Source organism: Nocardia sp. NPDC057455 (genome assembly GCF_042802775.1).
Taxonomy (GTDB): Bacteria; Actinomycetota; Actinomycetes; order Mycobacteriales; family Mycobacteriaceae; genus Nocardia.
This window is the reverse complement of the sequence record NZ_JBHVDM010000051.1, coordinates 1-21,194: the sequence shown is the minus strand read 5'-3', so window position 1 is coordinate 21,194 and position 21,194 is coordinate 1. Positions and strand designations below refer to the sequence as shown.

The following is a 21,194-nucleotide window of genomic DNA, read 5'->3' as shown; positions in this document are numbered from 1 at the left end:
TTGTGTTCTCAAAAGTGGCTATAGCCTGCTTTCCGGTCTCGACTGCTGTATGGAGAGAGTTTAACGCGCCCCACCGACACCGCCCAGTGAATACGCCGCGGGCGCAATCGGCTCCTCACGGAATTCCCCCACGTCGCCGCGCCCAATCCTCGGTGTAGTCACGAAAGCCGACTCGCCCAGCTTTCCGGGTGACTCTCACCAGCGCGGAGTCAGCGCGCCGAGGGCGCCGAGGGCGACCGCCGCCGCGGTGGAGGTCCGCAGAACCGTGGGACCGAGCAAGGTCACGTCCGCACCCGCCTCGGTCAAAGCGGTGAGTTCCGCGTCGTCCAGTCCGCCTTCCGGGCCCACCACGAGGAAGATTTCGGTGGCGTCGGCGAACGGTAAGCGGGTGAAGCGGGTGGTACCGGATTCGTGCAACGCCGCGACGATCGCGCCGTTGGCCTTCGCCTTACCGACCAGCTCCAGCAATTCCTTGGTGCGGTGCAGGTCGGTGACTTCCGGGATGTAGGCCCGGCGGGACTGGCGAGCGGCCGAACGCGCCGCGGCCCGCCACTTGTCGACCCCTTTGGCCGCTTTGCCCTCCCAGTTCGCGACGCAGCGCGCGGCCTGCCAGGGAATGACGGTGTCGGCGCCCGCCTCGGTCATCAGCTCGACCGCCAGCTCCGAACGGTCGGACTTCGGCAGCGCCTGCACGACGGTCACCGGCGGCGTCGGGGGAACCGCCAGCACCCGGTGGCGCACGGCCAACTCGAGCCGGTCGCGTTGCGCGGCGACGACTTCCGATTCGGCGAGCACACCGCGCCCATCGGAGAGGGTGATCGACTCGCCGACCCGGATGCGGCGCACCGTGGCGGCGTGCCTGCCCTCCGGGCCGTCGAGCACCGCGACCGCACCCGGCTCGGGCACCTCGTCGAGGTAGAAGACCGTCGCGGCCACCTAGCGCCCGCTGAACGAGGCGCGCAGTCGCGCGAACAGGCCGCTGTTGTGCTCGGACTGCGCCGACATCACCTCGGCGCGCTCGCGCTCCCGCATTCCCTTGTACTTGCGCAGCAGTTCGCTCTGCTTGCTGTCCAGCTTGGCCGGGATCACGATGTCCAGGTGCGCGAGCAGGTCGCCGCGGGCGCCGGAGCGCAGCCGCGGCATGCCGTGACCGCGCAGCACCGAGATCTCGCCGGGCTGGGTACCCGCCGGGATGGTCAATTCGGTGGGGCCGTCCAGGATGGTGTCGATCACGACGGTGGTGCCCAGCGCCGCGTCGACCATCGGCACCCGGATGGTGCAGTGCAGATCGTCACCGTCCCGGACGAAGACGTCGTGCGGCTGCTCCACGATCTCGACATACAGGTCACCCGCGTGGCCGCCGCCAGGGCCGACCTCGCCCTGCGCGGCCAGCCGCACCCGCATGCCGTTCGCGACGCCGGCGGGAATCGGGGCGGCGATCTCGCGGCGCGCCCGCACCCGGCCGTCGCCACCGCACTTGTGGCACGGGTCGGGGATGGTCTCGCCCGCGCCGCGGCAGGTGGGGCACGGGCGAGAGGTCAGCACCTGGCCGAGGAACGACCGTTGCACGGACTGGACTTCGCCCGCGCCGCCGCAGGTTTCGCAACGCACCGGTTTGGAGTTGTTATTGGTGCCGGCGCCCTGGCAGATGTCGCACAGGATCGCGGTGTCCACGGTGAGGTGCTTGGTCACGCCCACCGCGCACTCGGCCAGGCTGAGCCGGGTGCGAATCAGCGAGTCGGCGCCGGGCTGGACGCGACCGCGCGGCTTGCGCGCACCGGCCGATCCGCTCATTCCGCCGAAGAACGCCTCGAACACGTCGCCGAGCCCGCCGAAACCCGCGCCGTTGAAGCCGGCCCCGCCGCCGCCGGATTCCATCGGGTCGCCGCCCATGTCGACGATGCGCCGCTTCTCCGGATCCGACAGCACCTCGTAGGCGGTCGACACTTCCTTGAACTTGGCCTGCGCCGCCTCGTCGGGGTTGACGTCGGGGTGGAGCTCACGCGCCAGCTTGCGGTAGGCCCGCTTGATCTCCTGATCGGTCGCGTTCTTCGCGACGCCGAGCAGTCCGTAGTAGTCCCGTGCCACTTGAGTTCTCTAGTCCTTGGTCGTTCTCGACAGTGCCGCCGGTGCCCGCGCCGCGTTCGAAGCGCGCCGGCAACAGCATTAGTCTTGTGCACTCAACTTTATCCGGCCGAAAGGTCGAGCGTAGCAGTGGCGTCTCCGCGCGCTGGTCAGGTCAGCGCTCGGCGAGGACTTCGCCGATGTATCGGGCGACGGCCGCCACCGATGCGATCGTGCCCGGGTAGTCCATCCGGGTCGGGCCGAGCACCCCCATTCCGCCGAGCACCGCTCCCGCCGCGCCGTAGCCGGTGGACACCACCGACGTGCCGCGCATCTGCTCGACCTGCGTCTCCTCCCCGATCCGCACCGTGACCGTTCCCGGATGCTGGGCCGCCGCGAGCAGCTTGAGCACGATCACCTGCTCCTCCAGCGCTTCCAGGACCGCGCGCAGCGAGCCGGGGAACCCGAAGTCGGCGGCGTTGCGGGTGAGGTTGGCGGTGCCGCCGAGCACCAGCCGCTCCTCGGGGTGCTCCACCAAGGTCTCCACCAGCACCGTGGACACCCGCACCAGCACGTCGCGCAGCCGCACCGGCGCGCGCTCGGGTAGCTCGGCAACCGCCGCCGAGGCCGCGGCCAGGCGTTTGCCGTCCATCGCGCCGCCGAGCATGCCGCGCAGCGCGGCCAGATCCTCGTCATCGATCAGCGCGCCGAGTTCCACCAGACGCTGGTCGACCCGGCCGGTGTCGGTGATCACCACCAGCAGCAGGCGCGCGGGATTGAGGGCGACCACCTCGATGTGCCGCACCGTGGACGCCGACACCGTCGGGTACTGCACGACGGCGACCTGCCTGGTCAGCTGGGCCAGCAGACGGACGCCACGGCGCAGCACGTCGTCGAGATCGACACCGGACTCCAGGAACTCCATGATCGCCCTGCGCTCCGCCGCCGACAGCGGCTTCACCTCGGAGATCCGATCGACGAACTGCCGATAGCCCTTGTCCGTGGGGATGCGCCCGGAGCTCGTGTGCGGCTGGGTGATGTAACCCTCGGCCTCGAGCACCGCCATATCGTTGCGCACCGTCGCGCTGGAAACACCCAGGTTGTGCCGCTCGACCAGCGTCTTCGACCCGATCGGCTCCTTGGTCGCGACATAGTCCGCGACGATGGCGCGCAGGACCTCGAAGCGCCGGTCCTCGGTGCTCGACATCGGCCCCATCTCCTCGCTCTTCGTCTCCGATCACGCCGTACCCGGCGCCGACGCCCCGCGGCCACCACGCCTCGCAGGCGAATCACGGTTCGTCCGTTCCGTCAGTCTAATTGTCGGTAACCGGAGCGCTCGCCTGCAACGCCTGCCGGTGGTGCAGGAGGACCGCCGCGCTCAGCGGGGTACGGCGGCGTCGATCAGCGCGGCCACGGCGTCGGGCCGGGAGACGAGCGAGGCGTGCGAGGCGTCGATCTCACTGGTTCGGGCTCCCATGCGCTGGGCCATGAAGCGCTGGGAGGACGGGGGGATCACCCGGTCGGCGGCAGAGACCAGGTACCAGCTCGGGGTGCCGGACCAGGAAGGCGGTCCGGAGGGTTCGAGGTTGGCCTTCACCGCGATGGAGTGCTGATGAGCGATCATGTCGGCGGCGGTTGCCGGGCCGACGTCCTGGGCGAAGACGGCGTTGAAGCTGTCGGGCGCGACGTAGCCGTCCACGTTCTTCCCAGCGACACCCGTGGCGTCGTCGACGACCTTCACCTGCAGCGCGGGCGGCAGCAACTGGCTGCCGGGGAAGCGGATCGGGTCCAGGGCCGCCTGGGCCACCTCGCCTTGCACCGGCGCGAACGCCGCGATGTAGACGAGGGATTCGACCTTCGGGTCGCGCACGTTGCTGATCACGAAACCGCCGTAGGAGTGGCCCGCCAGCACGACGGGACCACTGACGGTATCCAGTGCGCGCTGCACGGCGGCCGCGTCGTAGGCGGGCCCGCGCAGCGGGTTCTCCGGTGTGACCACGCGATAGCCGCGCTCGCGCAGCACGGCGGCGACGCCGTCCCAGCTGGTCGGGTCGGCGAAGGCGCCGTGCACCAGCACGATGGTGGGCAGCGGCTGCGCCCGGGCAGGCCCGGCCGACACCGTGGCGATGAGCGTGAGGGCGAGCGCGGCGACAGCGCGGCGCAGGAAGCGTCTGTTCGTCATCGGGCTCCTCAGTTCTTCAGGAAGTCCAGCAGATCAGCGTTGAACGCTTTCTCGTAGTCACCACACAGGCCGTGCGGGGCGCCCGGATACACCTTCAATCGGGCTCGCGGTAGCAATTCCGCCGTTTTGGCGCCCGCGGCGGCGAGCGGCACGATCTGGTCGTCGTCGCCGTGCGCGACCAGGACCGGGATGTCGATGCCGGGCAGCTCGGCGGTGAAATCGGTCTCGGAGAACGCTTTCACGCAGTCGAACGCGCCTTTGAGTCCCACCTGCATGCCCATCAGCCAGAAGTGGTCGCGTAGCCCTTGCGAGACCCTCGATCCCTCGCGGTTCGCGCCGTAGAACGGGACCGACAGGTCCTTCCAGAACTGCGATCGATCGGCGGCCACGCCGGCGCGGATGTCGTCGAACGCCGCGATCGGTGTCCCTTCCGGATTGCCGCCGGTCTGCAGCATCAACGGCGGAACGGCACCGAGCAGCACGGCCTTGGCGACGCGCGAGGTGCCGTGCCTGGACAGGTACCTGGTCACCTCCCCGCCGCCGGTCGAGTGCCCGACCAGAATGGCGTCCCTGATGTCCAGCTCGTTCAGCACCGCGGCGAGGTCGTCGGCGTAGTGGTCCATGTCGTGCCCGTCCCACACGTCGCTCGAGCGGCCGTGCGCGCGCCGGTCGTGCGCGATGGCTCGATAGCCGTTGCTCGCCACCAGGTTCATCTGGTTGTCCCAGGCATCCCCGTTCAGCGGCCAGCCGTGGCTGAACACCACGGGACGCCCCGCGCCCCAGTTCCTGTAGTAGATCTCGACGCCATCGGTGGTGGTGATCGTCGGCATGACAGTTCCCTTCGATCTGGACGGATGGCCGGATTACGAGTCACCGGGCTCGTGGTCGCGCCTGCGCTCCTCCTGTGACGGACCGGAGGCGATCTTGATGGATCGCCGTTCGACAGCGTATGACGGGCGGCCGCCGGAAAGACGACTCTCCGTGCACGATCTTCGGCTCAGAATGCACGGGCGGATCGGCAGGGTCCGTGCGAGGATTGCCGAATCTGTCTCATTTGCGACGGAGGCTGTGATGACGGTCGTGTTCGATTCGGACACCATCGCGCCGCACGAGCGAGTGGCCGCAGTGGCCGCGGCGCTGCAAGAGGCATCGGTCCCGTCCCATGTGGTGCTGGACGGGCCGCACGAGCGTGTCCACGCCACGGTCGACGTGTGGCAGTTCGGCGAGGCGAGCATCTTCCGCGCCCGTACCTCGGCCATCCAGCTGATCCGGACGCCGAAGCAGGTACGAAGCTCACCCGCGCCGGTGCTGGCGATCGCGGTCCAGCAGGCGGGCGACGGTCGATACGAACAAGGCGGCCTCCGGCGCGTGGTGCGACCGGGCGATTTGCACGTCATGGACTTGAACGCGCCCTACGATTTCGGCTGGCGCGGTGAGGGAGCTTCGACCTGCCTGCATGTGCCGCTCGATCAACTCGGCCTGCCCGCCGACCTGATCAGCCAGGCCGCGACCCGGGTGCAGGACAGCCCGCACTACCGGCTGGTGGCAAACCACATCCTCCAGCTGACCGCCGAGGCCGACGCGCTCAGCGCCGACCCGGCGGCCGCACTGTCCGGCTGCGCCAGTATCGAATTGATCCGGGGGCTGTTGTTGTCGGCGGGTAGCGACGACGGCAACGGTTCCGTCGTCCCGACCGACATCCTGCTGTCCCGGATCCGCGCCTACGTCCGGCGCAACCTGTCCGATCCCGACCTCGGCGCGCAACAAATCGCCAGAGCGCACAACGTGTCGGTCCGGCAGCTGTACAAGATCTGCGCGAACGCGGAGTACAGCCTGGAACAGTGGATCATCAGCCGGCGGCTGGAGCAGGTGCGCGGCGATCTGGCGCGTCCGGAGCAGAAGCACCGGACGATCGCGGTGATCGCGCGACGCCGAGGTTTTCGCGATCCGAGCCATTTCGCCCGGCGCTTTCGCGCCGCCTACGGGCTCTCGCCTCGGGAATGGCGTGGGATCGCGCTCGCCACGGACGAGCCGTAGCGGTCAGCCGCGATCGATTCCGGCCTGTTTGCCGGCGAGGGCGTCGAGGCCGAGCATCGCCAGCAGCGATTCGCAGTCGGTGGCGTTCTGCGCGTAGCTGGCGACGGTGCGCGCGGCGACGGCGCACTGGCGCGCATTCTCCGCTTTCTCCGCCGCTCGCGCCTCCGCGAATTCGCCCGGTTCATGGATAAGAGTGATGTGCCGTGCCGACGCCATGAGTCTCCTTGGGGGTTGGTCGCAGACTACGCGGCCGCTCGGCACCGAGTTACCGCAATGAGACATAAAGTTCGTCGCCTCGATGATTTCGTGATCTCCCGCCGCGATCAAACGAGCAGCTCGCGGACGACGCCGTCGGCGAGGAGACGGCCGCGGTCGGTGAGAACGAGCCGGTCGTCGGCGGTGCGCACGACCAGGCCGTCGGTGACCACCCGGTCGACGGCGGCGAGAGCGGAGGACGCCAGTTCGGCCAGCGGCAGGCCGGTGCGCAGCCGGACGGCGAGCATCACCCGCTCGGTGTACCGCTCGTCCGCGCTGAGCGCCTCCCAGCCCGCGGCGGGCAACCCGCCCGCGGCGGTTCGATCCGCGTAGCGCGCGGGGTGCTTCACGTTCCACCACCGCACGCCGCCGACGTGACTGTGCGCGCCCGGCCCGGCGCCGAGCCAGTCACCGCCGTCCCAGTAGCCGAGGTTGTGTCTGCAGGCCGCGGCGTCGCCCGCGGCCCAGTTCGACACCTCGTACCAGTCGAGCCCCGCCGATCGCAGGCGCGCGTCGATGCGTTCGTAGCGGGCGGCGAGCACGTCGTCGTCCGGGGCGGGCAACTCGCCACGGCGCACCCGCCGGGCCAGCGCGGTGCCGTCCTCCACGATCAGCGAGTAGGCCGAGACGTGATCGACGCCCGCGTCGAGCACCGCGTCCAGGCCGGCGTCGAGGTCGGCGTCCCGCTCGCCCGGCGTCCCGTAGATCAGGTCCAGGTTGACGTGCTCGAATCCCGCGGCGCGCGCCTCCAGCGCGGCGGCGACCGCGCGTCCCGGAGTGTGCGTGCGATCGAGCACCTTCAGTACGTGCGCCGCGGCGGACTGCATGCCCAGCGACACCCTGGTGAACCCGGCCGCCCGGATGCGCTCGAAGAATTCCGGCGAAGTGGATTCCGGATTGGACTCCGTGGTGATCTCGGCACCGGCGGCGAGGGCGAACTCGCCGCGCACGGCCTCCAGCACCGCGGCGAGCCCGTCACCGCCGAGCAGGGAGGGCGTCCCTCCGCCCACGAAGACGGTGGACACCTCCGGCGTAGGGCTCGGCAACGCGGCGAACTCCCGCGCGGCGGTGGCCAGCTCCTCCCGCAACGCCGCCGCCCAGGACTGCGGCGACGCCGACGTGCCGAGTTCGCCCGCGGTGTAGGTGTTGAAGTCGCAGTAGCCGCAGCGCGTGGCGCAGAACGGCACGTGCACGTAGATCCCGAACGGTCCGCCACCGAAATCGCGCAACACCGGCACGGACGTGTCGGTACGCGTGGAAGCGACGGAGGAATTCACCTGTCCAGTGTGAACGCCGCCGGCCGCGCGCCGACGGCCGGGGACTCCGCCGCGCGCCCGAGCGACGTCGAACTTCCGGGCCTCGGCCGTCGCGCGGTGCGCCCTCCGCCGTCGTGCCCGGCTCAGTCCGCCACGACCGGGGTGTTCTGGTTGGCGGTGAGCAACCAGCGGCCGTCCTCCTTGGACATCACGTACATCGGACTGCCTTCGCCGGCCGGCGCTCCGTCGAGGGTGGAGTAGCGCTGGAGCACCTTGACCGCGGCCACGTCCGGCCGGATGAACAGCACGTGCTCGACCTCGTAGGTCGCCGTGCCGTGCGCGGTGGCCCCCGGCAGCACCCGGGCGGTGAATTCGGCGATGGCGGCGCGTCCGTAGAGCCGGCTGCCGTGCCCGGTGGTCCAGATCGCGTCCTCCCGGAAGAGCGCGACGAATTCATCGACGAGTTCGCTCCGCTGGGCGTGCTGGACGCTCGCGACCACCGCGCGGATGGCTTCGGTCTCTGCGGCGGGGTCGACCGCTGTGGTACTCATGCCGACGAGCGTGCTACCTCGACTTCACTCGAGGTCAAGCGGCGTGCGCAACGTCACGAAGGTGCGTCCGCCGTATCACCCGCCCGGATCGGGCCTCGAACTATGACTGCCGTCACAAACCGGGTCGAACGTCCAGGGGATTTCCCGCGAAATCGCGGGAAATGCTGGACGGGGGGTCGGAACGCTATTGCTGACGTGGCACAATAGGCCGCATGCGCGCTTTGGAGATTCGACTTGTGGCCCGTCGCCACGTCGATTACAAGCGCGTCTGTAGCGCCTGCTGTCTGCCTCGTTCCCCTCGGTAGCTCAGCGCGCCCGATCCCCGGGTCCCCGGCGATCCCCGACTTCATCGGCCCGCTGACACCGCAGGCGTGAGTCAGCCCCTCACGCCCTTCAGCAGGATGTACCACCCACCCCGCAGGAGCGACCCCATGACGTCGAGCACCGACGCCGGTCCGACCGATCAGCCCACGCCCGAACCCCAGCCCGGGCATCGCGCGCGTCCCGACCGGCCGGCCTCCGAACGCCGCGTCCGCCCGGATCGCCCGCGTCCCGAAGCGACCGCCACCGGCCCGCGCGTGCGCACCGGCAAGCCCGTGCGCCGTAAGGCCGAGGGTCAGTGGGCGCTGGGCTACCGCGAACCGCTGAACCCGAACGAACAGTCCAAGAAGGACGACAACCCGCTCAACGTCCGCGCCCGGATCGAGAACATCTACGCCAGGACCGGCTTCGACGGCATCGACAAGGGCGACCTGCGCGGCCGGTTCCGCTGGTGGGGTCTGTACACCCAGCGCGAGCAGGGCTACGACGGCACCTGGACCGGTGACGAGAACATCGACCTGCTCGAGGCCGAGTACTTCATGATGCGCGTGCGCTGCGACGGCGGCGCGCTGAATCTGGCGCAACTGCGCACGCTCGGTCAGATCTCCACCGAGTTCGCCAGGGACACCGCGGATCTGTCCGACCGGGAGAACGTGCAGTACCACTGGATCGAGGTGGAGAACGTCCCCGAGATCTGGAAGCGCATCGAAGCGGTCGGGCTGAAGACCACCGAGGCGTGCGGCGACTGCCCGCGCGTGGTGCTCGGGTCCCCGCTGGCGGGCGAGTCGCTGGACGAGGTCATCGACCCGACGCCCGCGATCGAGGAGATCGTGCGCCGCTACATCGGCAAGAAGGAGTACTCCAACCTGCCGCGCAAGTTCAAGACCGCGATCTCCGGCCAGCAGGACGTGGTGCACGAGATCAACGATGTGGCGTTCATCGGGGTCGTGCACCCCGAGTACGGTCCCGGTCTGGATCTGTGGGTCGGCGGCGGCCTGTCCACCAACCCCATGCTCGCCCAGCGGGTTGGCGTCTGGGTGCCGCTGGACGAGGTGCCGGACGTGTGGGAGGCCGTCGTGTCGGTGTTCCGCGATTACGGCTACCGCCGCCTGCGCACCAAGGCTCGCCTGAAGTTCCTGATCAAGGACTGGGGCATCGAGAAATTCCGCCAGGTGCTGGAGGACGAGTACCTGAAGCGCAAGCTGATCGACGGTCCAGCGCCGCAGCAGCCGACCAAGCCGATCGACCATGTCGGCGTGCAGCGGCTGCGCAACGGGCTCAACGCCGTCGGCTTCTCCCCCATCGCGGGCCGGGTGTCGGGCACCGTCCTGACCGCGGTCGCCGACGCGGTGGAGCGGATCGGTTCCGATCGCGTCCGGTTCACCCCGTATCAGAAGCTGATCGTGCTCGATGTTCCCGACGACAAGGTCGACGCGCTGATCGACGAGCTCGAACCCCTTGGCCTGCAGGCGCGGCCCTCCCTGTGGCGGCGCAATCTGATGGCCTGCACCGGCATCGAGTTCTGCAAGCTGTCCTTCGCCGAGACCCGCAAGCGGTCCCAGGCGCTGGTGCCGGAGCTGGAGGAACGGCTGGCGGATCTGAACGCGCAGCTCGACGTCCCGATCACGATCAACATCAACGGCTGCCCGAACTCCTGCGCCCGCTCGCAGATCGCCGACATCGGGTTCAAGGGACAGCTGGTCGACGACGGCAACGGGAATCACGTCGAGGGCTTCCAGGTTCACCTCGGTGGCAGCCTCGGCTTCGACAGCGCCTTCGGGCGCAAACTGCGCCAGCACAAGGTGACCACCCAGGAACTCGGCGACTACATCGACCGGGTGGTGCGCAACTTCGTCAAGCAGCGTACGGACGGCGAGCGGTTCGCCCAGTGGGCGGTCCGCGCCGACGAAGCCGACCTGAGATAAGTGTCGACGGGAGATCAATTGTGACAACCGAACTCGCGGAAAAGCTGTCGGAGGACGAGCTCCGCGCCATCGCCACGCGCGGTGCCGCCGAACTCGACGGCGCCTCGGCGACCGAACTCCTGCAATGGACCGAGGACACCTTCGGCACGAACTACATCGTGGCCTCCAACATGCAGGACGGAGTGCTGGTGCACCTCGCCGCGGGCATCCGCGCCGGCGTCGACGTGCTGTTCCTCGACACCGGCTACCACTTCGCCGAGACCATCGGCACCCGGGACGCGGTCGAGGCCGTGTACGGGGTGAACGTGGTCGACGCCCGGCCCGAACACACGGTTGCCGAACAGGATCAACTGCTGGGCAAGGACTTGTTCGCCCGCGAGCCGAACGAGTGCTGCCGGTTGCGCAAGGTAGTCCCGTTGCGGAAGTCGCTCGCGGGATACAACGCCTGGGTCACCGGCATCCGCCGGGTCGAGGCGCCGACCCGGGCGAACGCGCCGCTGATCTCGTTCGACGAGGCATTCGGACTGGTGAAGATCAACCCGATCGCACCGTGGTCCGACGACGAGATGCAGGACTACATCGAAAAGCACGGCATCCTCGTCAACCCCCTGGTGGAGGAGGGGTATCCATCCATCGGCTGCGCTCCGTGCACACGGAAGCCGGAGCCGGGAGCCGATCCGCGAAGCGGCCGTTGGGCCGGCCTCGCCAAGACCGAATGCGGGTTGCATCAATCATGACCGAAACGATCCGAAGCGAACGCTCTCTCGGCATCAGTGATTTCGACACCCTCGCCGCGCTGGAGTCCGAGGCGATCCACATCTTCCGCGAGGTTGCCGGCGAGTTCGAGCGGCCGGTGATCCTGTTCTCCGGCGGCAAGGACTCCACCGTGCTGCTGCATCTGGCGCTCAAGGCGTTCTGGCCCGCGCCGCTGCCGTTCGCGCTGCTGCACGTGGACACCGGGCACAACCTGCCGGAGGTACTGGAATTCCGGGACAAGGTCGTCGAGCGCTACAGCCTGCGTCTGCATGTGGCGAAGGTGGAGGACTACCTGGCCGACGGCAGGCTCACCGAGCGTCCGGACGGTATCCGCAATCCCTTGCAGACCGTCCCGCTGCTGGATGCGATCAGCGAGCACCGGTTCGACGCCGTGTTCGGCGGCGGACGCCGCGACGAGGAGCGCTCGCGCGCCAAGGAGCGCATCTTCTCATTGCGCAACGCCTTCGGCCAGTGGGATCCGAAGCGCCAGCGCCCCGAGTTGTGGAACCTGTACAACGGGCGCCACGCGCCGGGTGAGCACGTGCGCGTGTTCCCGCTGAGCAACTGGACCGAGCTGGACATCTGGCGCTACATCGCCCGTGAGGACATCGATCTGGCGAGCATCTACTACGCGCACGAGCGTCCGGTCTACCTGCGCGACGGTATGTGGATGACGCCCGGCGTGTGGGGCGGCCCGCGCGACGGCGAGGTGCTGGAGACCCGGTCGGTGCGCTACCGCACCGTGGGCGACGGATCCTCCACCGGCGCCATCCTTTCCGACGCGGCCGACAACGAGGCGATCCTCGCCGAGGTCGCCGCGTCCCGACTGACCGAACGTGGCGCCACCCGCGGCGACGACCGGGTTTCCGAGGCCGCGATGGAAGACCGCAAACGAGAGGGTTATTTCTGACATGTCCGACCTATTGAGGCTGGCCACCGCCGGTTCTGTCGACGACGGCAAGTCCACTCTGGTCGGACGCCTGCTCTACGACACGAAATCCGTTCTGGCCGACCAGATCGACGCGGTCACCCGCGCGTCGGTGGACAAGGGTCTCGCCACGCCGGATCTCTCGCTGCTCGTGGACGGGTTGCGCGCGGAACGCGAACAGGGCATCACCATCGATGTCGCCTACCGCTACTTCGCCACTCCCCGCCGTTCCTTCGTGCTCGCGGACACCCCCGGGCACGTGCAGTACACCCGCAACACCGTGTCCGGGGCGTCCACCGCACAGCTGGTGATCCTGCTCGTCGACGCGCGCAAGGGCGTCATCGAGCAGACCCGCAGGCATGCCGCCGTGCTCGCGCTGCTCGGCGTGCCGAAGCTGGTGCTAGCGGTGAACAAGATCGATCTGGTGGACGACGCCGCCGCCGTGTTCGCCGCCATCTCCGCGGAGTTCACCGAACTCACCAGCACGCTGGGCTGGTCGAGCGAGGACGTGCTGGAGATCCCGGTCTCGGCGCTGCACGGCGACAACATCGCCTCCCGGTCGGACAACACCCCGTACTACAGCGGTCCCTCGCTGATCGAGCACCTGGAATCGGTGCCGGTCGACGCCGACAGCACCGGCAATCACGCACTGGGCCTGCGGTTCCCCGTGCAGTACGTGATCCGGCCGCGCACCTCCGAATACCCGGACTATCGCGGGTACGCCGGACAGATCGCGGCGGGCGCGGTGGCTCCCGGCGACGAGGTCGTGGTGCTGCCCTCGGGTATCCGCACGACCGTCGAGCGGATCGACACCCCGGACGGTGAACTCGCGGTGGCGCAGACCGGGCGCAGCGTCACGCTGATCCTGGCCGACGACGTCGACATCTCCCGGGGCGACATCATCGCCTCCGCCGCCGACGCGCCGGAACCGGTCGACACCTTCGACGCCACCGTGTGCTGGCTGGGCGACAAGCCGCTGCGGCCGGGCGCGCGCCTGCTGCTCAAGCACGGCACCCGGACCACCCAGGCGATCGTCGGCACGCTGCTGGAGCGCTTCGACGAGCAGCGGCTGGCCGCCGACCCGAGCCCGGAGGCGTTGGAGCTCAACGACATCGGGCGCATCTCGGTGCGCGTCGCCGAGCCTGTCGCGGTCGACGACTACCGGGCCAACCGGCACACCGGCAGCTTCCTGCTGATCGACCCGGCCGGCGGCAACACGCTGGGGGCCGGTCTGGTGGGCGATGTGCTGACCGCCGTCGAGGTCGGCACCGGAGCCTGACATGGCGGTGCGTCGAGCACTTTTCGGCACTCCACCGGTCTTGCGCGTGAACGCACCGGCGGGCCGTCCGGGCCGCACGACATCCCGGACCGGCCATCCGGTCGCGCTCGGCGGAAGCGCGGCGCGGCCACCCGCGCTGATCGCGGTGGCCCACGGCAGTCGTGATCCGCGCTCGGCGGCGACCGTCGCGGAAGTGGTCGGCGCCGTCGCGGCCGCGCGTCCGGATCTCGACGTCCGGACGGCGTTCCTCGATCTCACCGCGCCGTCGGTCGAACAGGTCGTGGATGCCGTTGCCGCCGACGGTCATACGCATGCGGTGGTGACACCGCTGCTGCTCGGCAGCGCCTTCCATGCCAGGGTCGACCTGCCCGGCCTGCTCGCCGCGGCAGGCGCCCGCCATCCCGGGCTGCGCCTGACCCAGGCCGACGTCCTCGGCAGGGATGCCGGACTGGTCGGTGCCCTGCACGATCGGGTGCTCGCCGCCGGTGGCGCCGCGGCGGGCCGGTGCCTCGGTGTCGCGGTCGCGGCGGTCGGATCGTCGTCGGCCGCGGCCAACGCCCGGACCGCTGAAGTGGCCGCCCACTTGGCCGCCCGCACCGGCTGGCGCACCGAGATCTGCTTCGCGACCACCGAACCCTCTGTCTCGGAGGCGGTCTCGCGGCTGCATGCCCGCGGCGCGGACCACGTGCTGGTCGCGCCGTGGTTCCTCGCCCCCGGCTTGCTGACCGACCGCCTGGAGATCGCCGCGCCGCACGCGATCCACGCCGAGGTGCTGGGCGCGCATCCGGCCCTCACCCAGGTCGTCCTGGATCGCTACCACGCGGCGATCGCCGCGAAGCGCGCGCTTACGGCCTGACCGCATACGCGAAGCAGTCTGCACGGCTGCGCGACAATCGCCCCTGTTCACTCCCCCGGCGACTACGCAGGCGTTCCGGTGACACCGCCGCGTGCTAGGAACATGGCATGGCCGAGTCGTTCCGCACCACCTCCTGCGCCAGCCACGGACATCCCGAGTTCACCGTCGTTCGCACCGAGCCGCGGCTGCCCGGCACGGAGGCCTGGCTGCTGTCCTACTTGGAATCCGCCGTCGCGACGGGCACGCGGTATCACCCCGGTGAGACGATCCGGATCGGCTGGAATCTGGTCCGGGTACGCGGGCGCGACGACGGCACATTGGGGCTGGCCGAACGCACCGATGCGCAGACCTGGGTCGAGCAGGTCGATCGCACACTGCGCGACGTCTGGTTCCAGCGCGAAGTCGCGGCCGGTGTCGGCCTGGCCGACCACCTCGACTTCCCGGGCGAGGATCAGCAGGCGATCGTCTCGTCGTGCGGTCTCGAATCGCCGGTGCTGGTGCTGGCCCGTACCGCGACGAAGGACCCGGAGTTCTCCGGCTGGTCGGTCGAGTGCTTCGAAGACCACGCGCATCGCTCGTCGTACTACACCACGCTGCTGGAGCTGGCCGCCGCCATGCCGTTCGCGGTGCAGTTCTTCGCACTGCCGGTCGCGACGACGGTGCTCATCGAAAGTCCCGAGATCACGCCCACCGGCGCCATCCGGCCGCACATCGTGGACGCGGACGGCGTGGAGCTGCCGCCGATCCCGGGTTCTTACCTGGACTACCTGGTCAACGGTTCGCCGACCGGTTAACCGGTCGTCTCGAGCAGATCCGCCACGACGGCGCGCGCGGTGGTCACGCCCCACTCGTCGCCCATCTGACGGGCGGTGTGCGCCGCGGCGATCACCGCGTCCAGTTCGAACGCGACGGCATCGGCCGTACGTCCACCGAGCTGCCCCTGCTCCTGGGCGCGGCGAATCTCCTTCACCAAGAAGGCGAGCCAGGCGCGGCGGTCTTCGGCGATGGCGTCGCGCACCGGGCCCGGTCTGCTGTCGAACTCGGCAAGAGTCGCGACGCGGAAGCATCCGCCGGGAAACGCCGGATGGGCCACCTGACCGAACCAGCGCTCGACCAGGGCGCGCAGGCGCGGTAGCCCAGAAGGCTCACTCAGACTCGGCGTGATGACCTCGTCGATGAACACTTGCCGCGCGCACTTCACCGCCGCGAGCTGCAAGCTCTCCTTACTGCCGAAGAGGGTGGCGATGCCGCTCTTGCTCAGGCCCAGATCGGTGGCCAATCGGCCGATGCTGATGCCGGTGAGTCCTTCGACGGACGCCACGTCGGCGGCGCGGCGCGCGATCGACGCCCGCGCCCGCGCGCCTTTGGCCAAGCGCTGATCGGTGCCGGGCGGCGGGCCGCCCGTGGTGACGGACTCGGTCATGAGCTCATTCTTCCACTCCACTGTTGCACATACGAACGTATGGTCGTATTTTAAGTGAACGAACGATCGTGCGTTTTATTTCCCCGCTTCTAAGGACTTCTCATGACCGACGCGTCCGTGCGGCTCGACAGTCCGTCGACCGCGCCCGCGGCCACCCGCACCTTGCTGATCGCCTGCGGCGCGGCATTTATCGCTTTTCTCGACCTCTCGGTCGTCAATATCGCCTTCCCGTCGATCGCCCGGGACTACCCCGGCACGGCCACCACCTCGCTGACCTGGGTCGTCAGCGGATACGCGGTCGCTTTCGCCGCACTGCTCACCCCGGCCGGACGCTTCGCCGACGCGCTCGGACGCCGCAGACTGTTCCTCGGCGCGCTGGCCGGTTTCGCCCTCACCTCCCTGCTGTGCGGACTCGCGCCGACGGCGGGCTGGCTCATCGCGGGCCGGGTTCTGCAAGGCGGCACGGCGGCGCTGATGGTGCCGTCCGCGCTCGGCTTGGTGCTCGCCGCCACACCCCGGGAGAAGATCGGCGCGGCCATCGGAGCCTGGTCGGCCGCGGGCGGGTTCGCCGCGGTGGTCGGTCCCGCGCTCGGTGGCGCACTGGTCGAAGGATTCGACTGGCGAGCGGTCTTCGTGATCAACGTGCCGGTGGCGCTGCTGCTCATCGTGGCGGCGGCACGCATTCCGGCCGTGGACGGCCGTCCTTCCGGTGGCGGGCTGCCGGATCCGATCGGCACCGTCGCGGTCGCACTGGGCCTCGGCGGGCTGGTCGCGGGCGTCACCGAGGGGCAGCGCTGGGGCTGGACGTCGATGGGCACGCTGACCGCGCTGATCGGCGGCGGGTTGCTGGTGGTCGCCGCGCTCGCCCGTTCGGCGCGCCACCACGATCCCGCGATCGCGGTGGAGCTGTGGCGCAGCAAGTCGTACGCGCTGGCCAACGCGACCTCGTTCGTCTTCGGCGCCGCCATGTTCGCCTGGCTGCTGTCGGGACCGCTGTTCCTGGACGCGATCTGGGGCTACTCGGTGCTCGGTTCCGCGGGCGCGATGACCATCGGAGCGGTGGCGTCGATGGTGACGGCGACCGTCGCGGGCCGGGTCGGCTCGCCCGTCGTCAGGCGATGGCTCGGCGTGCTCGGTGCGGCGATGTTCGCCGCGTGCACCGCGTGGATGAGCACCGACGCCTTCGGGGCCACGCCGAACCTGTGGTCGGCGTGGATTCCGGCCGGGGTGCTCGGCGGTGGCGGCATCGGCTTCGTCGTCACGGTGCTCGGCACCGCGGCCGCCAGTTCGCTTCCGCCTCAACGGTTCGCCGCCGGGACCGGCATGAATCTGACCGCGCGGCAAGTGGGCGGAGCGCTCGGCGTGGCCGTACTCGCCGCCGTGTTCGCGGCGCGTCCGGACGATCCGCTCGGCGCGTTCCACACCCTGTTCGCCGTGTGCGCGGGCATTGCCGCCGTGGCCGCCTGCCTGGCGGCCCTGCCGGTCCGAACCCCGTCATTCTCCACCGACAATTAGGAGATATAGTGAGCGACAACGATATTCGAATCGAAGCCAACGATCCATTGCTGCTGCCGCCCGCGGAACAGCACCGCCTGCTCGCGGACGCCCCCTGGCAGCGCTACGCGGTGCTCGGCGACTCCATCGCGCAGGGCGTCGGCGACCCGAGCCCGGGATACCAACCGGTGGGCTGGGCCGACCGCGTCGCGGCCGTGCTCACCGCGGTCCGCCCTGGCCTGGCCTACCTGAACACCGGCCGGATCGGCGCCACCTCCGCCCAGGTTCTGGCCGAACAGTTGCCCGCCGTGCTCGAATTCCGGCCCGACCTCGTCCATCTCAGCTGCGGCGGCAACGACCTGTTCCTGCCCGGCGGCGATCTCACCGAACTGCGGACGAACCTGGACACGATGTTCGCCACACTGGCCCGCACCGGGGCGCAGGTGGTCACCTTCACCCTGGCCGATGTCTGGGACGTCGAGCGCATGGCGCCGATGCGTCCGATGCGCGAGCGGATGGCCCAGCTCAACGACCTGACCCGCGAGCTGGCCGCCCGCTACGACGCGCTGCTGCTCGAACTCTGGGATCACCCGCTGCGCCTGCGGCCAGACCTGATGAGCGCCGACCTCATCCACTTCAGCATGAGCGGCCACGCCGTACTCGCCTCGGACATGGTCCGTACCCTGGCCGGCCACGTCCTCGCGCCGCGCTGATCCGGAAAGACGTGGTGGAGGCGACTGGCGCCGCCACCACGTGTCGAACGGTGGTCGATCGAGTGGCTCGAGAATGCGGTAGTCCCGCCTCGGGGGGTGACGGAAGGTCCGATCTCTCAGCGGCGAAGGGATCGCGGAGCATCTCGACGTACGCGCCACGCCCACTGTCCCGGCAGACCGAGCAGGTCCGAGGGGACGGCGCACCTCGACGGTGCACATCGGTCCGTGTCACGGCCCGGCGACCCCCGGACCTTTGCGTGCCGGGGTGGTCGGCCGGGCTCACGGGCCGAGAGGCATGCTCTGTTCCGCCGGATCGGTCACGATGCCGCGCCGGGCGCATCGTCCCGTCCGTAGCGTTCGAGCAGTTCGGCGCCGAGGCGGGCCAGCTCGGCGCGGACGTCGGCGGGACCGAGCACCTCGATCGAGGCGCCCCAGCCGGCCAGTTGCTGGGCGAGCATCCAGGCGGTGGGGGCGGTGACCCGGACGCGGATGCGACCGTCGTCGGCCGGGCCGTCCACGACGCAGTTCCTGCCCTGCTGGTCGCGCAGGATCGGCAGCAGGCGCTCGGAGATCAACACGGTGGCGGCGGTGGTCGCGCGCCGCCGCTCCATCTCCTCGACCACTTGCGCCCAGGCGGCAGCGAGATCGAAATCGTCCGGGCGGTGGGCCGGTTCGCCGGTCAGCTGCGCCTCGGCGATCCGGTCGACGCGAAAGGTCCGCTGTCCCCGCTCGGTTCCCGCGACCAGGTACCAGACGGCGTCCTTGTCCACCAGACCCCAGGGGTCGACGAGACGTTCGGATCGCTCGCCGGTGCGGTTCGCATACCGCAGCCGCACCTTGGTGCGCTGCACGACAGCTCGTTGCAGCGTAGACACCACCGGCGGCAACTCGCGATCGGTCGCCCCCCAGCGCGCCGGATCGATCACCACGGCATCGGCAGCCGCCGCCGCATCGCCCCGGAAAGTCTGCGGCAGCGCGCGGACCAGCTTGCGCAGCGCCGACTTGGCCTCCGGCACCGCGCCCGCGGAGGGACCGGCCAGAAGGAACAACGCCCGTGCCTCCCCCGCCGTCAGCCCGCTCAGATCAGTGCGCGCACCGCCCACCAGCGACCAGCCGCCGCCGCGCCCTGGCTGCGGGTACACCGGCACCCCGGCCGCCGAGAGCGCCTCGAGATCACGGCGCGCGGTGGCGACCGAGGTCTCCAGCTCCGCAGCGACCTGCGCGGCCGTCACCCGTCCACGGGTCTGCATCATCAGCAGGATCGCCACCAACCGGTCTGCTCGCATGCGCACAATTCTGCCGTTTGAAGTGCTCATTCGGTGCGCACTTTTGCTCGGATGATGGTTTCACAAGCACGATCGAGAACGACTCGAAGGAGAACCATCATGCTGCGCGGAATGGCGACGAGCACCTTTTACGCCGACGACCTGGAGGCCGCCAAGGACTGGTACACCGAGTTCTTCGGCGCCGAGCCCTACTATCACGTTCCCAACGGCTACTACGAGTTCCGTATCGGCGACTACCAGCACGAATTCGGTATCGTGAACCGCGCCTACGCCCCGGCCGGTGCGCGCAACGCGCCCGGCGGCGCGATCGTCAACTGGCACGTCGACGACCTGCGGGCGACCTTCGACCGGCTGCTGGAACTCGGCGCGACCGTCTACGACCCCATCACCCCGCGCGGCGAAGGCGAGGGCTTCGTCACCGCCGCGGTGGTCGATCCGTTCGGCAACGTCCTCGGCTTGATGTCGAACCCGCACTATCTCGCGGTCCTCGCCGAAACCGGTCCGGCCTAGGCTGAAGAAGTGGACGGTGTGGCGCCGGGGCGAAGCCGAGAGCCCAGCGCCATGCCTCCCGATGCGTGGCCCCTTCGACGCGCGACCGAGAATGTCGCGGTCACCTCACGGACGGAACCAGCGTTCCAGAACGGTGGCGACGCCGTCGTCGAGGACGTGTCCGGTCACTTCGTCCGCGAGATCGCGAATGTCGGTCGGCGCGTTGGCCATCGCGACCGAATGCGCCGCCCAGCGCAGCATGTCCCGATCGTTGTAGCCGTCGCCGATGGCCAGCGTCGCCTCGTCCGGCACACCGAGGGCGATGCGAAGCTGTTCCAGCGCCCACCCCTTCGACACGCCGTGCCGGGAAACGGTGAGCCACGGCCCGAACTCGCCGTGCACCCAGCTCGCACCCGGCACTTGCAGGGAGCGCAGCGCCAGCAGCATCTCTTCCAGCGAACCGTCCGGCAGCCAGCCGTTCAGTCGCGGGGTCGGTTCGCTGCTCAGCTCGTGGTGGTCGACGAGCAGGTACTCACCGAGGGGGAACTCGCCGGGACCGGCTCCGGTGGCCCAGGTACCGATGCCGACCTTCTCCACCGCGAAGATCATCGCGGGGAACAGCGCGCGCAATGCGGTGATCGCCGGTGCGGGGTCGAACGACTGGATCGCGACCGGTTCTCCTCTGGCTACGTCGATGTGCACGGCGCCGTTCGAGCACAGGGCATGGCCTTCGAGCAAGCCGAGTTCGGTGAGCACCGGCCGGGTGGTCAGCAACGTGCGTCCCGTGGTGACCACGACATGCGCACCCGCTGCCACGGCCGCACGCACCGCCGCGACCACCCGCGTACTGATCGGTGTTCCCGTATCCAGCAGCGTCCCGTCCACGTCCAGCGCGATCAGCTGGGGACCCCCGGAAGCCATCAACCCATTGTGCCTCGGCGTCGTCGCACCCGTCGGCGATTCCGGCGCGCCGAGACCCGCACGCGCGCTGACCGATTCACCCTCCGCGTCGTCGCCGCTACCGACCGCGGGATCCACCGCCGCCCGCGCCTGCGGCACCCCCCGAGGACGACCCGCCCGACGACCCACCGACCGAACCGGAACGGCCCCGCGATCCGCCGGAGGACGAAGCGCCCGAGGAGTTCCCGCCCGCGTGCCCACCCGCCGATGACGTGCCGCCCGGGCGCCCGCTCGACGATCCGCCGGTCGAGGGCGAGCCACCCGCCGACGAGTTTCCCGCCGGCCCACCAGACGACGAACCGTGCGCCGACGAATTCCCCACCGACCCACCAGACGACGAACCGTGCGCCGACGAATTCCCCACCGACCCACCAGACGACGAGCTGTCCGATGACGAATTCCCGGCCGCGGATGAACCG

Annotated in this window: 22 protein-coding genes and 1 pseudogene; 12 read left to right on the top strand and 11 right to left on the bottom strand. The window is 69.7% G+C overall.

Translation table 11 applies throughout. The features are described 5' to 3' along the window. Nucleotides 1-195 precede the first annotated feature (195 nt). From ACFU5M_RS21095 to ACFU5M_RS21075, 5 genes are all read right to left on the bottom strand, one after another. Nucleotides 196-936 carry a 16S rRNA (uracil(1498)-N(3))-methyltransferase gene (locus ACFU5M_RS21095; protein WP_379051701.1) on the bottom strand — a complete coding sequence of 247 codons (741 nt, stop codon included), beginning with the start codon at nt 934-936 and terminating at the stop codon, nt 196-198. Continuing rightward, nucleotides 937-2,088: a molecular chaperone DnaJ gene (gene dnaJ / locus ACFU5M_RS21090; RefSeq protein ID WP_379051699.1), complete on the bottom strand. Its 1,152-nt coding sequence runs from the start codon at nt 2,086-2,088 to the stop codon at nt 937-939. It abuts the gene before it with no gap. Between the two features lie 151 nt (nt 2,089-2,239). Then, nucleotides 2,240-3,271 (bottom strand): heat-inducible transcriptional repressor HrcA, encoded by a 1,032-nt coding sequence (hrcA, locus tag ACFU5M_RS21085; protein WP_379051697.1) that lies wholly within the window; start codon nt 3,269-3,271, stop codon nt 2,240-2,242. 171 nt (nt 3,272-3,442) lie between these two features. Continuing rightward, nucleotides 3,443-4,246 (bottom strand): alpha/beta fold hydrolase, encoded by an 804-nt coding sequence (locus ACFU5M_RS21080; RefSeq protein ID WP_379051696.1) that lies wholly within the window; start codon nt 4,244-4,246, stop codon nt 3,443-3,445. An 8-nt stretch (nt 4,247-4,254) separates the two neighbouring features. After that, nucleotides 4,255-5,076, bottom strand: coding sequence for an alpha/beta fold hydrolase (locus tag ACFU5M_RS21075; protein ID WP_379051693.1), 822 nt, complete (start codon nt 5,074-5,076; stop codon nt 4,255-4,257). A gap of 241 nt (nt 5,077-5,317) precedes the next feature. On the opposite strand from ACFU5M_RS21075, the gene ACFU5M_RS21070 reads away from it, so the two are divergent. After that, complete coding sequence (locus ACFU5M_RS21070; protein ID WP_379051690.1) at nt 5,318-6,283, top strand: helix-turn-helix domain-containing protein; 966 nt, start codon at nt 5,318-5,320, stop codon at nt 6,281-6,283. 3 nt (nt 6,284-6,286) lie between these two features. Here ACFU5M_RS21070 and ACFU5M_RS21065 read toward each other — a convergent pair whose 3' ends face one another. The 3 genes from ACFU5M_RS21065 to ACFU5M_RS21055 form a co-directional block, all read right to left on the bottom strand. After that, complete coding sequence (locus ACFU5M_RS21065) at nt 6,287-6,499, bottom strand: hypothetical protein (RefSeq protein WP_379051688.1); 213 nt, start codon at nt 6,497-6,499, stop codon at nt 6,287-6,289. A 107-nt stretch (nt 6,500-6,606) separates the two neighbouring features. Then, nucleotides 6,607-7,815, bottom strand: a complete 1,209-nt coding sequence (hemW, locus tag ACFU5M_RS21060) for a radical SAM family heme chaperone HemW (protein WP_379051685.1) — start codon at nt 7,813-7,815, stop codon at nt 6,607-6,609. A gap of 122 nt (nt 7,816-7,937) precedes the next feature. Next, complete coding sequence (locus ACFU5M_RS21055; RefSeq protein ID WP_379051683.1) at nt 7,938-8,345, bottom strand: SgcJ/EcaC family oxidoreductase; 408 nt, start codon at nt 8,343-8,345, stop codon at nt 7,938-7,940. A 212-nt stretch (nt 8,346-8,557) separates the two neighbouring features. Here ACFU5M_RS21055 and ACFU5M_RS21050 point away from each other — a divergent pair, with 212 nt between their 5' ends. The 7 genes from ACFU5M_RS21050 (at nt 8,558) to ACFU5M_RS21020 (ending at nt 15,204) form a co-directional block, all read left to right on the top strand. Continuing rightward, nucleotides 8,558-8,650: an Ms4527A family Cys-rich leader peptide gene (locus ACFU5M_RS21050; RefSeq protein WP_357037344.1), complete on the top strand. Its 93-nt coding sequence runs from the start codon at nt 8,558-8,560 to the stop codon at nt 8,648-8,650. Between the two features lie 126 nt (nt 8,651-8,776). Next, nucleotides 8,777-10,591, top strand: coding sequence for a nitrite/sulfite reductase (locus tag ACFU5M_RS21045; RefSeq protein ID WP_379051680.1), 1,815 nt, complete (start codon nt 8,777-8,779; stop codon nt 10,589-10,591). A 20-nt stretch (nt 10,592-10,611) separates the two neighbouring features. Further along, nucleotides 10,612-11,328 carry a phosphoadenylyl-sulfate reductase gene (locus ACFU5M_RS21040; protein WP_379051678.1) on the top strand — a complete coding sequence of 239 codons (717 nt, stop codon included), beginning with the start codon at nt 10,612-10,614 and terminating at the stop codon, nt 11,326-11,328. Then, nucleotides 11,325-12,257, top strand: coding sequence for a sulfate adenylyltransferase subunit CysD (gene cysD / locus ACFU5M_RS21035; protein ID WP_379051676.1), 933 nt, complete (start codon nt 11,325-11,327; stop codon nt 12,255-12,257). The genes ACFU5M_RS21040 and cysD overlap by 4 nt, the downstream gene beginning before the upstream one ends. Before the next feature lies 1 nt (nt 12,258). Next, complete coding sequence (locus tag ACFU5M_RS21030) at nt 12,259-13,554, top strand: sulfate adenylyltransferase subunit 1 (RefSeq protein ID WP_379051673.1); 1,296 nt, start codon at nt 12,259-12,261, stop codon at nt 13,552-13,554. 1 nt (nt 13,555) lies between these two features. After that, on the top strand, nt 13,556-14,410 hold the full coding sequence (locus tag ACFU5M_RS21025; protein WP_379051671.1) for a sirohydrochlorin chelatase: 855 nt from the start codon (nt 13,556-13,558) through the stop codon (nt 14,408-14,410). 107 nt (nt 14,411-14,517) lie between these two features. After that, entirely contained in the window at nt 14,518-15,204 is a 687-nt protein-coding gene (locus ACFU5M_RS21020; RefSeq protein WP_379051668.1) for a hypothetical protein, read from the top strand. Here the strand turns inward: ACFU5M_RS21020 and ACFU5M_RS21015 are convergent. Beyond that, nucleotides 15,201-15,833 (bottom strand): TetR/AcrR family transcriptional regulator, encoded by a 633-nt coding sequence (locus ACFU5M_RS21015; RefSeq protein ID WP_379051666.1) that lies wholly within the window; start codon nt 15,831-15,833, stop codon nt 15,201-15,203. The two genes, ACFU5M_RS21020 and ACFU5M_RS21015, sit on opposite strands and share 4 nt — an antisense overlap. Before the next feature lie 102 nt (nt 15,834-15,935). Here ACFU5M_RS21015 and ACFU5M_RS21010 point away from each other — a divergent pair, with 102 nt between their 5' ends. Then, nucleotides 15,936-17,348, top strand: a complete 1,413-nt coding sequence (locus ACFU5M_RS21010; RefSeq protein WP_379051664.1) for an MFS transporter — start codon at nt 15,936-15,938, stop codon at nt 17,346-17,348. An 8-nt stretch (nt 17,349-17,356) separates the two neighbouring features. Next, on the top strand, nt 17,357-18,040 hold the full coding sequence (locus ACFU5M_RS21005) for an SGNH/GDSL hydrolase family protein (protein WP_379051661.1): 684 nt from the start codon (nt 17,357-17,359) through the stop codon (nt 18,038-18,040). 317 nt (nt 18,041-18,357) lie between these two features. Here the strand turns inward: ACFU5M_RS21005 and ACFU5M_RS21000 are convergent, their stop codons facing one another. Next, nucleotides 18,358-19,326 carry a helix-turn-helix transcriptional regulator gene (locus ACFU5M_RS21000; RefSeq protein ID WP_379051658.1) on the bottom strand — a complete coding sequence of 323 codons (969 nt, stop codon included), beginning with the start codon at nt 19,324-19,326 and terminating at the stop codon, nt 18,358-18,360. A 99-nt stretch (nt 19,327-19,425) separates the two neighbouring features. Between ACFU5M_RS21000 and ACFU5M_RS20995 the strand changes: the two genes are divergently transcribed. After that, on the top strand, nt 19,426-19,836 hold the full coding sequence (locus ACFU5M_RS20995) for a VOC family protein (protein ID WP_379051656.1): 411 nt from the start codon (nt 19,426-19,428) through the stop codon (nt 19,834-19,836). 105 nt (nt 19,837-19,941) lie between these two features. On the opposite strand, the gene ACFU5M_RS20990 is transcribed toward ACFU5M_RS20995, so the two are convergent. Further along, nucleotides 19,942-20,736, bottom strand: a complete 795-nt coding sequence (locus tag ACFU5M_RS20990; protein ID WP_379051653.1) for an HAD hydrolase family protein — start codon at nt 20,734-20,736, stop codon at nt 19,942-19,944. 251 nt (nt 20,737-20,987) lie between these two features. Between ACFU5M_RS20990 and ACFU5M_RS20985 the strand changes: the two are divergent. Then, a pseudogene (locus tag ACFU5M_RS20985) lies at nt 20,988-21,194 on the top strand (hypothetical protein); the annotation flags it as partial.